Annotated in this window: 10 protein-coding genes; 4 read left to right on the top strand and 6 right to left on the bottom strand. The window is 67.5% G+C overall.

The window, feature by feature from the left end:
- Positions 1-2 precede the first annotated feature (2 nt).
- From BOQ54_RS01805 to BOQ54_RS01790, 4 genes are all read right to left on the bottom strand, one after another.
- Entirely contained in the window at positions 3-785 is a 783-nt protein-coding gene (locus BOQ54_RS01805; RefSeq protein ID WP_071923136.1) for a TIGR00730 family Rossman fold protein, read from the bottom strand.
- Between the two features lie 104 nt (positions 786-889).
- On the bottom strand, positions 890-1,804 hold the full coding sequence (locus BOQ54_RS01800) for a DMT family transporter (RefSeq protein ID WP_071923135.1): 915 nt from the start codon (positions 1,802-1,804) through the stop codon (positions 890-892).
- A 251-nt stretch (positions 1,805-2,055) separates the two neighbouring features.
- Positions 2,056-5,610: an autotransporter domain-containing protein gene (locus tag BOQ54_RS01795; protein WP_186438014.1), complete on the bottom strand. Its 3,555-nt coding sequence runs from the start codon at positions 5,608-5,610 to the stop codon at positions 2,056-2,058.
- Positions 5,611-6,212: 602 nt separating this feature from the next.
- Positions 6,213-6,911 carry a TetR/AcrR family transcriptional regulator gene (locus BOQ54_RS01790; protein WP_071923133.1) on the bottom strand — a complete coding sequence of 233 codons (699 nt, stop codon included), beginning with the start codon at positions 6,909-6,911 and terminating at the stop codon, positions 6,213-6,215.
- A 241-nt stretch (positions 6,912-7,152) separates the two neighbouring features.
- Here BOQ54_RS01790 and BOQ54_RS01785 point away from each other — a divergent pair, with 241 nt between their 5' ends.
- From BOQ54_RS01785 to BOQ54_RS01775, 3 genes are read left to right on the top strand one after another with little or no spacing between them, the layout of a single operon-like run.
- Positions 7,153-8,124: an efflux RND transporter periplasmic adaptor subunit gene (locus BOQ54_RS01785; protein ID WP_071924361.1), complete on the top strand. Its 972-nt coding sequence runs from the start codon at positions 7,153-7,155 to the stop codon at positions 8,122-8,124.
- Positions 8,125-8,135: 11 nt separating this feature from the next.
- Positions 8,136-9,383, top strand: a complete 1,248-nt coding sequence (locus tag BOQ54_RS01780) for an ABC transporter permease (protein WP_055459871.1) — start codon at positions 8,136-8,138, stop codon at positions 9,381-9,383.
- Positions 9,380-10,105 (top strand): ABC transporter ATP-binding protein, encoded by a 726-nt coding sequence (locus BOQ54_RS01775; RefSeq protein WP_071923132.1) that lies wholly within the window; start codon positions 9,380-9,382, stop codon positions 10,103-10,105. Before BOQ54_RS01780 ends, BOQ54_RS01775 begins: the two co-directional genes overlap by 4 nt.
- Here BOQ54_RS01775 and BOQ54_RS01770 read toward each other — a convergent pair.
- Positions 10,086-10,892 carry a DUF72 domain-containing protein gene (locus BOQ54_RS01770; RefSeq protein ID WP_071923131.1) on the bottom strand — a complete coding sequence of 269 codons (807 nt, stop codon included), beginning with the start codon at positions 10,890-10,892 and terminating at the stop codon, positions 10,086-10,088. The two genes, BOQ54_RS01775 and BOQ54_RS01770, sit on opposite strands and share 20 nt — an antisense overlap.
- A 162-nt stretch (positions 10,893-11,054) precedes the next feature.
- Complete coding sequence (locus tag BOQ54_RS01765; protein ID WP_055459874.1) at positions 11,055-11,882, bottom strand: helix-turn-helix domain-containing protein; 828 nt, start codon at positions 11,880-11,882, stop codon at positions 11,055-11,057.
- A 116-nt stretch (positions 11,883-11,998) separates the two neighbouring features.
- Here BOQ54_RS01765 and BOQ54_RS01760 point away from each other — a divergent pair, with 116 nt between their 5' ends.
- Positions 11,999-12,403 carry a hypothetical protein gene (locus BOQ54_RS01760; RefSeq protein WP_055459875.1) on the top strand — a complete coding sequence of 135 codons (405 nt, stop codon included), beginning with the start codon at positions 11,999-12,001 and terminating at the stop codon, positions 12,401-12,403.
- Positions 12,404-12,428: the final 25 nt, after the last annotated feature.

The following is a 12,428-nucleotide window of genomic DNA, read 5'->3' as shown; positions in this document are numbered from 1 at the left end:
GATCAGCGCGATTGTGGGGGCAGCCTGAGGCCGGAGGCAACGAGCTTGTCCCAGATTTCCTCGGCGCTCTCGGCGAACTCGAACAGGTCGAGGTCGTGCGGGGAAATGGTGCCCTCCTCCACCAGCGCATTGAAATTAATGATCGAGCGCCAGTAGCTCTCGTCATAGAGCACCACCGGCAGGCGCGGCGCCTTCTGCGTCTGCTGCAGGGTGAGGAGCTCGAACAGCTCGTCGAGTGTGCCGAAACCGCCGGGGAAGACAACGAGGGCATTGGCGCGCATGGCAAGATGCATCTTGCGCATCGCGAAATAATGGAAGCGGAAAGTGAGCTCGGGCGTCGAATAGGCGTTCGGCTCCTGCTCGTGCTGCAAGGTGATGTTGAAGCCGATGGAGGGCGCGCCGGCCTCGAAGGCGCCACGGTTTGCCGCCTCCATGATGCCAGGCCCACCGCCGGTGGCGATGACATTGTCACGCTGGCCATGGTCGTGCTCCATGGCCCCGCCGCGCTCGGAGGCGATGCGGCCGAAACGGCGCGCCTCCTCATACCAGCGGGCCCGGCGGGCGAGTTGCTTGCGCTCGCGGTCGCCAACCGTCTCGTCCGCGGTCATATCGTCGAGAGGCCGGGCCCGCGCGGTACCGAAGACAACGATTGTCGAGCGCACGCCCCAGTTTCGCAACGCTTCCTCGGCCTTGGCATATTCGAGCAGGAAGCGCACGCCGCGCATCGAATCCCCGAGCAGGAAGTCCTGGTCCAGCGCCGGCAGGCGGTAGGAGGGGGATTGCATCTGCTGTCGGTTGTCTTGGGTCGCCACCGCCTGCCTCGTTTGTTCAGAGTTATTTCAAACCCTTCCCGATTAGCAGGCCCGGTGGCTTTGTCGAGCCTGCGAGGTCAGCGCTGACGCAGCAACGCCTGCTCGCGCAGGAAGATGAAGAGGCCCGCCGCGATGATGATGGCCGCGCCGGCGAGCATGGCTGCGTCCGGGATGTCGCCGAAGACGAGATAGCCGAGGATGACTGCCCAGACGATCAGCATGTACTGGTAGGGAGCGAGCACCGAGGCGCTCGCGTGCTTGAGCGCGCGCGTCACGCAGATGTGCGCCGCGAGCGCCACGACGCCGAGGAGCGACAGCAGCGCGAAATCGCCCGTCGCCGGCGGCACCCAGCCGAACGGCGCAAGCGCGATGCCGAAGACAAGGGCGCCCAGTGTCTGCCAGAAGACGAGGGACGTGTCGCTCGTGCCGCGCAGGTGACGAGTCGTGATCATCAGGAGGGCGAAGAAGATGCTGCCGAGCAGCGCCACGAGCGCATAGACGTCCAGCGTCGCTGCCGAGGGGCGCAGCGCGATGAGAACGCCGACGAAGCCGACGAGCACAGCCGTCCAGCGCCGCCAGCCGACCTTCTCGCGCAGGAAAAGCGCCGACAGCGCTGTCACATAGATGGGGCCGGCCAGATAATAGGTGACCACATCGGCGAGCGGCAGGCCGATGACGGCCCAGTAGAAGAACACGACCTCGAAGGTGGCGAAGACGACGCGGGCGAGCTGCAGCCCGGGCTTCGGCAGCGTGAGGATGTTGCCGAGACCTTCGCGCCACACGAATGGCGCAAGGACGAGGAGCGCTGCGAAGCTGCGGATCAGCAGCACCTGCGCCACCGTGAAGGTGGCGACCAGCCACTTGCCGAGCACGTCGTTGACGGAAAACATGAAGATGCCGAGCATCATCAGGCTGATGCCCAGGACAGCGTTGCCCGGCGGCGACGCCTTGGCGGCGGCCGCGTCATCCTCGCGCGCCGGTGTTGCCGACATGCTGCACCTCCCCCGGCCGGATAAATGCCGACCTGCTCAACGTCTGTGCATCGCCCGGCACAGCGGGAAAGGCAAGCGCACCCAACGCATGGCTAGCCGGCAGCATTGCAGGACGCGCCCGGCGCCAGCGCGAGGCGCATCCCTTGATCGTCGGACGATCGGATGGGTGCGTACAAGCGTCGTGAGCCTCCATCCGGGCGGCAATCGGCCGACTCCGGCACGAACCGGAGCCGGCACGCGGCAGGTGAGCTTCAGAATTTCCAGCTCACGTTGCCATGAACGCCATGCGTCTCGGTCGACTTGCCGAACTGGCCCGAATAGGCGACGCCGACGGTCAGGTCCTTCGTAAAGGCGGCGTCGAGGCCCGTCTCCACGACGCCCACGTTCTTCGCCACCGGCACGCCATAGACCGTGAAGGGGCCGCTGCCGGCAAAGGCATGGACGGCGCTGAGCGTCGACTTGCCGAAGGCATGGCGCCAGCCGAGCATGCCGCGGGCGGTCAGCGCCATGTCGCCGAGGTCGAACTGGCGCTCGAGGCGCAGGCCCAGGGTGCCATAGAGCTTGTCCGAGGAATGGCCGGTGCCGGTCAGGGCGGCGACACCAACCTTTTCGCGATAGCCGTCCTCCTCGAGCCTGACATAGGCGAGGCCGCCGAAAGGCTCCAGCTTGAGCGCGTTCCAGTGAATCGCGTAGCCGAGATCGCCGTAGGCCTGCAGCGTGCTGGCGTCATAGCTCGAGGCCAGGCTCTCCGAGAAGCCGGGGAAGCGCACGTCGCGCGTGGTCGAGATGTCGTGCCAGGTGTAGCTGGCGCCGAGCTGCAGGCCGAGCCGGTTCCATTGCGCCCCCCCATAGAGGCCGATGTGGTAGTTGTCGCTCGATGCCTGCGAATGGCGCTCGTCGACACTGAACCGGGACTTGCTGTAGCCGCCGACGAGGCCGACGCGGAACCTCTCCACGACCGGCACATCCGCGCCGATGAGGAAGCCGCCCGTGCTGTGATCGAGCGAGGCGGCATTGCCATCGCCGTTGGTGCTGCTCCATGTGCCGAAGCCCTGCCCCCACAGGACGAGACCGTCCCCGATCCTGGGCGAGACCTGCCGCGGCATCGGGTCCTTGATGTTGCGGCTCGGCTCGTGCGTGGGCACCTCGCGGCCGAGACCGCCCAGGGCACTGCGCAGGCGGTTGCCCGTCGCCTCGCGGATGAAGCGGCTCTCCTCCAGCAGCGCGGCCTTGGTCGAGGCGTAGATCTCGCCCGAGATCTGGTCGAAGGCGTAGCGCGCCTCCTCATCGGTCTGCAGATAGGCGATGGCGCGGAAGAGCGCGTTGGTCGGGTAGTTGGTGGCGGGATCGCGCTGCCACTTGAGCTCCTGCGCCGCCGTCGCCGCGTTGATCTGGTTGACCGTGCGCCCGGCCTCCTGGAACAGACGATATTGCGCCACGTCGAGATAGACGTTGTTGGCGTCGTAATGGTCCTCCACCCGGTAGAAGGTCGACACCCACGTATCGCCGGTCAGCGTGTAGGTGCCGGTGCGGCCCCCGTCCGCCGTCAGCACCGTGTAGCGGTGCTCGAGCTCGTAGCGGGCCGGATCGATCTTGGTCACGTTGAGGACAGCGCCCGGATCGATCGTCGCCGTGCCGGTAACGTGGATCAGGTCGCTCTCGCCGGTCGAGCGCACCTCGGTCTGGTAGAAGGAGCCGGCCTCCTGGGTGACATTGCCGGCAATCGTGAGCGTGCCGATGGGTGTCCTGCCCGGATCGGTCGCGTTGCCCGGGGCGATGGTGCCGCCGGCATGCACGACGGTGGTACCTACCTGCCCGAGGCCTTCGAGCGTGCCGCCGGTTTTGACGTCGACCGTGCCGCCGAGGATGCCGTTGACGGAGAGCGTGCCGGCATCGACAAAGCTGCGGCCGGTGAAACCGGAGCTGTTGGCGGTGAGACGTGCCACGCCGGAGCCGATCTGCCTGATCGTGCCGGTACCGGTAATCTGACGGTCGAAGACCTTCACGTCGGAGCGGTTGAACGCGAGGGTGCCGTCGGCGCGGACGTCGACGCCGGAGGTGGCGTCGATGGAGCCGGTGGTGCCGCCGTCGCCCAGCTGCAGCGTGCCGCGGAAGATGGTGGTGGGGCCGGTATAGGTATTGGCGCCGGTCAGAATCGTCGTCCCGGTGCCGATCTGCTCGACGGCGCCCGTCCCGCTGATGACCTGGCCGTAGGTATAGGCGTTGGACCGGTTGAACTGCACGACGCCGTCATTGACGATGTCGTTGACGACGTGGCCGGTCTCGCCGGTGTCGTTCGGCCCCTCGTGGCCGATGCGCAGCGTGCCGCCCGAATGCACCGTGACGTTGCCGGCGAGCACGTTGTTGACGACCATGGTGCCGCCGTGGACGTGGGCCGGGCCGATGAAGCCGGACGAATCCCCGTCCAGCACCGTAAAGCCCTCGAAATGGTTGACGGTGCCGAGGCCGACGAAGCCGGCCTTGAAGCGGTAGTCGAGGGCCTCGTCGCCCGTATGCTTGAAATTGACCGTGCCGGCGCCCTCTCCGAAGCGGACGAAGGCGGCGTCGAGCGTGCCCGGCGCACGCGCATTCGCATCCGTGTCGGTGCCGCCGAGATAGGTCTTCACATCCGTGTGCAAGCCGTAGTCGACGCCCTGCGGCGACATGGCACCGATGTTGAGGATTCCGGTGGAGCCGGCTTTCTCGCCGATGACCAGCGTGCCCTCGCCGTCGGCGATGCGCACCGTGCCGCCGTCGTTGATGACGAGGACACCGGCGGTGTTGCTCTCCGAGGCGAGGGTGAGGGACTGGCGATTGTCCCACAGGCTGTCGGTGCCGGTCACGAGCGCATAGCCGCGCGCCCCCGGCTCCTTGGCGATGACGCCGATCCCATTGTTGACCTCGCCGCCCTGGTCGACGATCAGGTATCCTTCGCCACGCACGCCGACGTCGAGGCGTCCGCCGCCGCTCATGGTGCCCTGGCTCGTGATCGCGATGCCGACGCCGGTCGCGGTGGCTCCGAGTGCGATGTCTCCCGCCGTGGCCGTCGTCGCCGTCGCCCCGATGGTCCGGATATGGCCGTAGCCCGCCTCGCCGACGATGAGCCGGTCGCCGGTCGTCATCTGGCCCTCATTGACAATCAGGCCCGCGCCCGACGAATTCGTGCCGAGCGTCACCCGGCCGTTGGTGACGGCAGAGCTGCCGGATGCGATGAAAAGCGAGCCGGAGCCAGCTTCGCCGACGGTGAGGTTGCCGCCAGTGACGAGGCTGCCGCCACCGAGCAGGGTGATCGCCCCCGCGACCCCGCCGAGTTGGCCGATGACCGTGCTGCCGCCGACGGCGATCATGCCGCTGTTGCTGACGGAGCCCTGGCCCGCACTGCCGACGATCAGGCTGCCGCCCACCGTGGCGGTGCCGGAATTGTTGAAATGCCCGACGCCTGTCGAGCCGACGACCATCGAACTGGTGACCGAGAGCGTGCCCAGATTGGCGAGATTGCCCGCGCCGAAGCTGCCGCTGTTCGCTCTGCCGCCAGAAAAGCCGATGAAGAGGTTGCCGGCCGCCGCCGCACCCGAATTCTGAACCGTGTCGTGCTGAACCGGGCGCGGGCTGGCGCCGCTCTGATAGGTCGACAAGCCGATGTTCACGTCCTGCGTCGCCGTTGGCAGGCCTGCCGCCCAGTTGCCGGGCGTGCCCCACTGATTGTCGCCGGCCGTCGCACAAGTCGTGATCCCGCACGTGTAGTAGAATGAGCTCCCCCCTGTCCAGGAATTGGTCTGCGCCATGGCCGACGACGCGGTTACCATGAGCGCTGCCAAGGAACTGGTCAGCTCTAAGTATGTAGCCGGCTTCATAATATCCTCTACTCGGTTCTGAGCGCGGATTGATCGAGGGCAGGACGCGTTTTTTGGGCTGCCGGATCGTCTCGGCGCGATGCGGCGGATCTGGGTCGGACGCGATGCCGATGAGGCCGGCCGTCAAATTCCGGCACCGGGAAAGCGCCCCCGAAAAGCGCCCGCTCTACAAAAGCCGCCGTGACGCTCGGCGCCATGGCGCCTTACGGCTTACGAAACGCAATCTGTGCAAATTCACAGAATTACAAATACTTCAACTGTATACATCATTATCCGAAAAACATTCCTGCACTGGGAACGATCGCACTTGGCCTAAGCATCAACAATAATTGCGATCGGCAGCATTGATAAGATTTTATATTTCCATGCCGCCGCAGCGAGCCGTAGCGCCAGCCGCTCCCATGGCCGGCGACCGTCGAGCAGTGTAGCGCCGATTAACGGTGGCAAAACTCATCCGTCACGCAAAACGATTGCAAACGGCGCAGGGAGAAGGCGACGTGCCGCATCGGTCAGGCGCTGAGCAGGACCTGAGCGGCGGGCCGATCGAGTGGCGATCACGGCGCCTGCGCAGGCATCATCAGCGCCTTTGCGAAGCCGTTCTCCACGAAGCGGATGCTCCCGTCAGGCAGGCCGAGGATGCGGTCGAGGGCGATGCCGTGCATGCGCAGCCGCTCGTCGAGCGCCGCGGCCGCCGCCTCCCCCTCCAGCGTGTCGGCCGCATTGACGGCGCGGGCGACGGCATCGTGCGTGCTTGCACCCAGGGTGAGGATGATCTCGGCGACAGCCTGTACATCCGGCACGTCAAAGATGCCCTCCTCCTGCCCCTGCGCGATGATGCGGGCGAGCGCCGGCAGCGTCACGGCGCCGACGGCGGCGTTCAGCCGGTGGTAGAGCACCAGGTTGCCGGGCCGGAAGATGACGTAGAACATGGCCCGGATGGCCGGCGCCTGCTCCACCTTGAGACGGCGGGCGCGACCGAGGAAGGCGTTGAGCCGCGTGAGCGCATCGAGCCCCGGCTCGTCGAGAATCGCCTGCAGCTGGGCGAGGCTTTCACGCGCCATCGCCTCGGCGAGCGCCTCCAGCACATCCTCCTTCGATGCGAAGTGATGATAGAAGCCACCCTTGGACATGCCGGCCCGGGCGATGATGTCATTGACCGTGGTCGCTTCGTAGCCGCGCTCGAAGAACAGGTCCCGGGCGGCGTCGAGGAGCTCCTTGCGGCGCTCCTGCGGATGCTTGACGATGCGGGGCATGCCTCTTGCCTTAGCGCACTGCTTCTTGACGACCGACCGACGGTCTGTAATATGACCGACCGTCGGTCTGAAACATAGCGCCGGCACCGCCTCGGCCGCAACCTGCATTTTCCGCCGGCTGACGCAGCGCAAGGCGGAACGCGCCCCGCGCAGGTCATGATGAAGCACCGCGCGGGCAAAGGCCTCCCGCACCGGAGGCGTTCGGAGAAACGTCGTGAAGACTTCGCGCATCCTCGTCGTCATGGGGCTCGTCGCCGCCGGCGCAGCTGGCGTCTGGTCCTTCATGCGCCCGACGAGCGTCGAACTCGTCGCCCCGCGGCGCGGGGACGCCGCCGAGATCGTCTATGCGACTGGCGTCGTCGAGCCGCGCACCTGGGCCAAGGTCACACCGCTCATCCGCGAGCACATCGTGGAGCTGTGCAACTGCGAGGGTCAGGATGTCGAGGAAGGCGCCGTGCTCGCCCGCCTCGACAGTCGCCAGGCCGATGCGACCCTGGCCGAATTGCGGGCCCGCGAGCGCTTGGCTGCAACAGAGTACGAACGCCTGTCGGTGCTCATCGAGCGCAATGCGGCCAGCCAGCAGGCGCTCGATCGGGCACGCAGCGAGATCAACCAGGCGGAAGCGCTCATTTCCGGTCACAAGGCGCGGCTCGAGAACTACGTGCTGCGCGCACCGATGTCCGGGGTGGTGTTGCGGCAGGACGGCGAGGTGGGGGAGATCGCCGAGCCCGGCACCGTGCTGTTCTGGGTGGGCAAGCCCAAGCCCCTGCAGGTCGTCGCGGACGTGAACGAAGAGGATATCCCGCGCATCGCGGCGGGCCAACGCGTCCTTCTCCAGGCCGACGCCTTCCCCGGCCGACAGCTCGAGGCGAGCGTCGACCGGATCACGCCCAAGGGCGACCCGGTCGCCAAAACCTATCGGGTCTACCTCGCCCTGCCGGACGATACGCCGCTGATGATCGGCATGACAGTCGAAATCAACATCGTCATTCGGGTGGCGGACAACGCCCTGCTGGTGCCGGCCGAGGCGATCCGCGAGAATGCGGTCTTCACCGTCGCGGACGGTGTGGCGCGCCGCCACCCGGTCACGATCGGCATTCGCGGCCCGCGCGAGGTGGAGGTCCTGTCCGGCCTCGACGACGATCAGCGCATCATCTCGCCGGTGCCTGAGACGCTCGTCGACGGCGCGAAGGTCAGGCCCGCGGAGCAGTGAAGAAGTGAACCATGCGCCTCCTCCTCGAATTGGCCGTCACGCACATCCTCGGGCGGGGACGGCAGACGGTCGTCGCCATCGCCGGCGTCGCGCTCGGCGTCGGTTTCTCCATCGCCATGGCCTCGCTGATGCAGGGCGGCGAGGACGACTTCATGGCGCAGCTGGTCGACACCATGCCGCACGTGCAGATCACCGACGAGCGCCGCACCGCGCGCCGCCAGCCGGCCGAGGACGTCTTCGCGCTCGCCGCCATCGCCGGCCTGAGGCCGAAGGAAGACCGGCGCGGCATCCTCAACCCGGCCGAGGTCGGCGCCATGCTGCGCGCCTTCGTGCCCGGCCGCATCTCGATGAGCCTCAGGACGCAGGGCGTCGTGCGCTATGCCGGGCGCGATGTCGGCATCAGCATCATCGGCATCGACCCCGAGGAGGAGGCGGCCGTCTCCTCCGTCGCGGGTGACTTCCTCGAAGGCAGCTTCGCCTCGCTCGCCGGCGGCGGCAACAACATCATCGTCGGCGACCGGCTGGCAGAGCGGCTCGGCGCCCGGCTCGGCACCACCGTCACGGTCGTCTCATCGACGGGCCAGTCGCGGGGCTTCAAGATCGTCGGCCTGTTCCACACTGGCACCACCGCCCGCGACGAGGGCGAGGGCTACGTGCTGCTCAAGAATGCACAGATCCTGAGCGAGCGGCCCAACGCCATCAACGACATCCGCATCAAGCTGGATGACCCGTCCGCCGCACCGGCGGTCGCCCGGCGCGCGGAGGCGCAGACCGGCTACAAGACCGTGCCCTGGCAGGAGGCGAACGAATCCCTGCTCGAGGCGCTCGTGATCCGCAACGTCATCATGTACACGGTGGTCGGCGCCATCATGCTCGTCGCCGGCTTCGGCATCTTCAACATCATCTCGACCATCACCCACGAGAAGGCGCGCGACATCGCCATCCTGAAGTCGCTCGGCTTCACGCAAGGGGACATGCGCCGCCTGTTCCTCGTCGAGGGTCTCGCGCTCGGGCTCGGCGGCTCCGCCCTCGGCTGGGTCATGGGCTTTTCCCTGTGCTATGCCATGTCGCTCGTCCACTTCGAATTGTCGGGCGCGGCGGTGGGGCGCGAGATGACCCGCCTGCCGCTCGCCTGGAGCATCTGGCACTATGTCATCGCCGCGGGCTTCGCCCTCGCCTCGGCGGCCGTCGCAGGCTACCTGCCGGCGCGCCAGGCGGCGCGGCTCAACCCGGTCGACATCATCCGGGGGGCGTCATGAGCCCGCTCATCGAAGCCCGCGGGCTGACCCGCATCCTGCCCGCCACCGTGCCGGTCACCCTCGTGCGCGACGTGTCGCTGACCATCGGCGAGCGCGAGTTCATCGCCATCACCGGCCCCTCGGGCTCCGGCAAGTCCTCGCTGCTCTACCTGCTCGGACTGCTCGACGAGCCGACGAAGGGCACGCTCAGCCTCGCCGGGCACGCCACGTTGGGCCTCCACGACGAGGCACGGGCGAAGCTGCGGCTCGCCACCATCGGCTTCGTCTTCCAGTTCCATTTCCTGCTGCCGGAATTCACGGCGCGCGAGAATGTCGAGATCCCCATGCGCAAGCTCGGCCGGCTCTCGCCCGGCGAGATGAGTCGGCGCGCAACCGAGCTCCTCGCGGCCATCGGCCTCGCGGACCATCTCGACAAGCGGCCGGACCAGCTCTCCGGCGGGCAGCGCCAGCGCGTCGCGGTGGCGCGGGCGCTCGCCAACGACCCGCCACTCGTGCTTGCCGACGAGCCGACGGGCAGCCTCGATTCGACGAGTTCCGAGCAGGTCTTCCTCATCCTCGCCGACCTCGTGCGCCAGCGCGGCAAGACCGTCGTCGCCGTCACCCACGACCTCGACATTGCCAGTCGCGTCGACCGACGCATCCACCTCGTCGACGGCAAGGTGGTGAGCGACGACTGCAACAAAGACAAGAAGGCGGAGCCCGCTACGTCAGACGCTCGATGAGCGCCATCGCGGCCGCCGGATTGGCCACCTTGTGGCCGCTGATGACATAGAGGAAGACGTCCCGCCCCTGCGGCGCCGCGACATGGCGGGTGACAGTCTCGAGGTCCTCCGGCGCCCCGCCCGCCGCCCAGGCGCGGGCGCGCTCTGCCCAGGCGTCGAGCGCGGCGGGCGCGTAGCCGAGGTTCTCCCCCTCACTGGTGCCCATGATGCGGGCGTAGACAAAGGGCGCCGTCACGTCGGCGATCTGCGGATATTTGCTATCTCCGGCAACGACGAGCGCCACCTCGTGCTCGCGCAGGAGGGCGATGAAATCCGGCGAGCGGAAGCTGTCATGGCGCACTTCCACCCCATGGCGCAGGGCGCGCCCGTCGACGGATTTGGGCAACAGCGCCAGAAAGGCGGCGAAGTCGTCCGGGTCAAACTTCTTCGTCGGGGCGAACTGCCAGTTGATGGGGCCGAGCTTCTCCCTGAGCTCGATAAGGCCACCCGTGACGAAGCGTTCGATCGATTCGCCAGCCTCGGCCAGCACGCGCCGGTTGGTGGCGAAGCGCGGCCCCTTGAGGGCGAAGACGAAGCCCTCCGGCGTCTCCTCGCGCCATTTGGCGAAGCTCTCGGGCTTCTGCGAGCCGTAGAACGTGCCATTGATCTCGATGGAGGTGAGTTTGCGGCTCGCATATTCGAGCTCGCGCTTCTGGGCGAGGCCTTCGGGATAGAAGGTTCCCCGCCAGGGCTCGTAGGTCCAGCCGCCGATGCCGATGCGGATGCCGGGCGCTGCGTCTTGCGGCACGTTTCATCTCCCTGCTCGTTGCAGACGGGGCGGCTCCTGCCACGGCCGCAGGCCCTCGGCCACCCGTTTTGCGCGCGACGATAGCACCGCCGGCACTTCCCTGCAGCCGCGCGCATCCCCCGCGTCTCGCACGACGCCTTCGAGCGGCCGTGCATGTGCAGATCAAGAGCGCGGTGCTATCGCTGCGCCGAGCGCAGCGGCGGTCGCCTCGTCGGCGGGGAAAAAGGCCTCGATCGCGAGTTCCGCGAGGGTAATGTCGACCGGCGTGCCAAACACGGTGGTGGTGGAGAAGAAGGACAATGGGCCGCCCGGCATCGCCAGGCGCAGCGGCACGAGGACGCCGCCGAAATCCTCGATGCCCGCAAGGTGCTTGACCTCCTCGCCTTCCTCGGGCGCCGGAAAAGCCTTCAGTTCTTCCATCAACGCCATGAGGGCGGGATCGGCCGTCACCTCGATCTGATGACGCAGCCGGTCGAGGAGATGGGCCCGCCATTCGGCGAGGTTGAGGATGTGTGGCGCGAGCCCCGCCGGATGCAGGCTGAGGCGCAGCACGTTGACGGGTGGCTGCTTCAACGCCTCGTCTGCGACGAGGGCCATGAGCGGCGGCACAGCCGCATTGGCGGCCACCATGGTCCAATGCCGGTCGAGCGCCAGCGCAGGAAAGGGCGCATGGCCCTCGAGCACGAGGTCGATGGCCCGACGGGCCGGCGCAAGCGCCGGATCGTCGAGGCGCCGCTCGGGATAGACGGGCGCGTAGCCGGCGGCCAGGAGCATCAGGTTCCGCGCGCGCAGGGGCACGTCAAGGCGCTCGGCAAGCCGCAGGATCATCGCCCGACTCGGCACCGAGCGGCCGCTCTCGATGAAGCTCAGGTGCTTCTGGGAGATTTCGACGTCGAGAGCGAAGGCGAGCTGGCTGAGCCGGCGGTGCTGCCGCCATTCGCGGATGTGGTCGCCGACCGTGCGGGCGGTGGTGATGAAGGGCCTGGTCATGGCCCGACGATAATGCCCCGGCGCTGCTTGCCAATTACCTGCCGCTTAATTGGCACGCCGCCGAGCAAGCGAAATCCTCCTCAGCGTTCGACAACACGACGCCACGGAGAAACCCCATGACCACCAAGCGCCCCCTGTTCTTCCTGCGCCTTGCGCTTCTCGGCGATGCGGCGGCGAGCGCCGCGACCGGCCTTGCGATGGCCGCCGGAGCCGGACTCCTCGACGGGCTTCTCGGCCTGCCAGAGCCGCTGCTGCGCTATGCCGGGCTGTTCCTCGTGCCCTACGGGCTCTGCGTCGCCTTCGTCGGCACGCGCGAGCGCATCGCCCGCGGCGCCGTGCTCGCCATCGTCGCCATCAACGTCCTGTGGGTCATCGAGAGCCTTGCCATCCTCATCAGCGGCTGGGTGGCGCCAACCGCGCTGGGCACCGCCTTCGTGCTCCTCCAGGCCGCGGTCGTCGGCGGCTTCGCGGTGGCGCAATGGCTCGGCTTGCGCCGCGACATCGGCCTGTCGCCGGCCTGAACATCACGCCCCATCGGAGGAGAAA

Origin of the sequence: Chelatococcus daeguensis, from assembly GCF_001887265.1 — a bacterium.
In the GTDB taxonomy this organism is placed as follows: domain Bacteria; phylum Pseudomonadota; class Alphaproteobacteria; order Rhizobiales; family Beijerinckiaceae; genus Chelatococcus_A; species Chelatococcus_A sambhunathii.
The sequence above is the reverse complement of the archived record's forward strand: the minus strand, read 5'-3'. Positions and strand labels throughout refer to the sequence as shown.

Coding starts and splice junctions, on each gene's coding strand:
- BOQ54_RS01805 (WP_071923136.1), bottom strand. CDS start 785: ATGCAATCCCCCTCCTACCGCCTGCCGGCGCTGGACCAGGACTTCCTG.
- BOQ54_RS01800 (WP_071923135.1), bottom strand. CDS start 1,804: ATGTCGGCAACACCGGCGCGCGAGGATGACGCGGCCGCCGCCAAGGCG.
- BOQ54_RS01795 (WP_186438014.1), bottom strand. CDS start 5,610: ATGGTAACCGCGTCGTCGGCCATGGCGCAGACCAATTCCTGGACAGGG.
- BOQ54_RS01790 (WP_071923133.1), bottom strand. CDS start 6,911: ATGCCCCGCATCGTCAAGCATCCGCAGGAGCGCCGCAAGGAGCTCCTC.
- BOQ54_RS01785 (WP_071924361.1), top strand. CDS start 7,153: ATGGGGCTCGTCGCCGCCGGCGCAGCTGGCGTCTGGTCCTTCATGCGC.
- BOQ54_RS01780 (WP_055459871.1), top strand. CDS start 8,136: ATGCGCCTCCTCCTCGAATTGGCCGTCACGCACATCCTCGGGCGGGGA.
- BOQ54_RS01775 (WP_071923132.1), top strand. CDS start 9,380: ATGAGCCCGCTCATCGAAGCCCGCGGGCTGACCCGCATCCTGCCCGCC.
- BOQ54_RS01765 (WP_055459874.1), bottom strand. CDS start 11,882: ATGACCAGGCCCTTCATCACCACCGCCCGCACGGTCGGCGACCACATC.
- BOQ54_RS01760 (WP_055459875.1), top strand. CDS start 11,999: ATGACCACCAAGCGCCCCCTGTTCTTCCTGCGCCTTGCGCTTCTCGGC.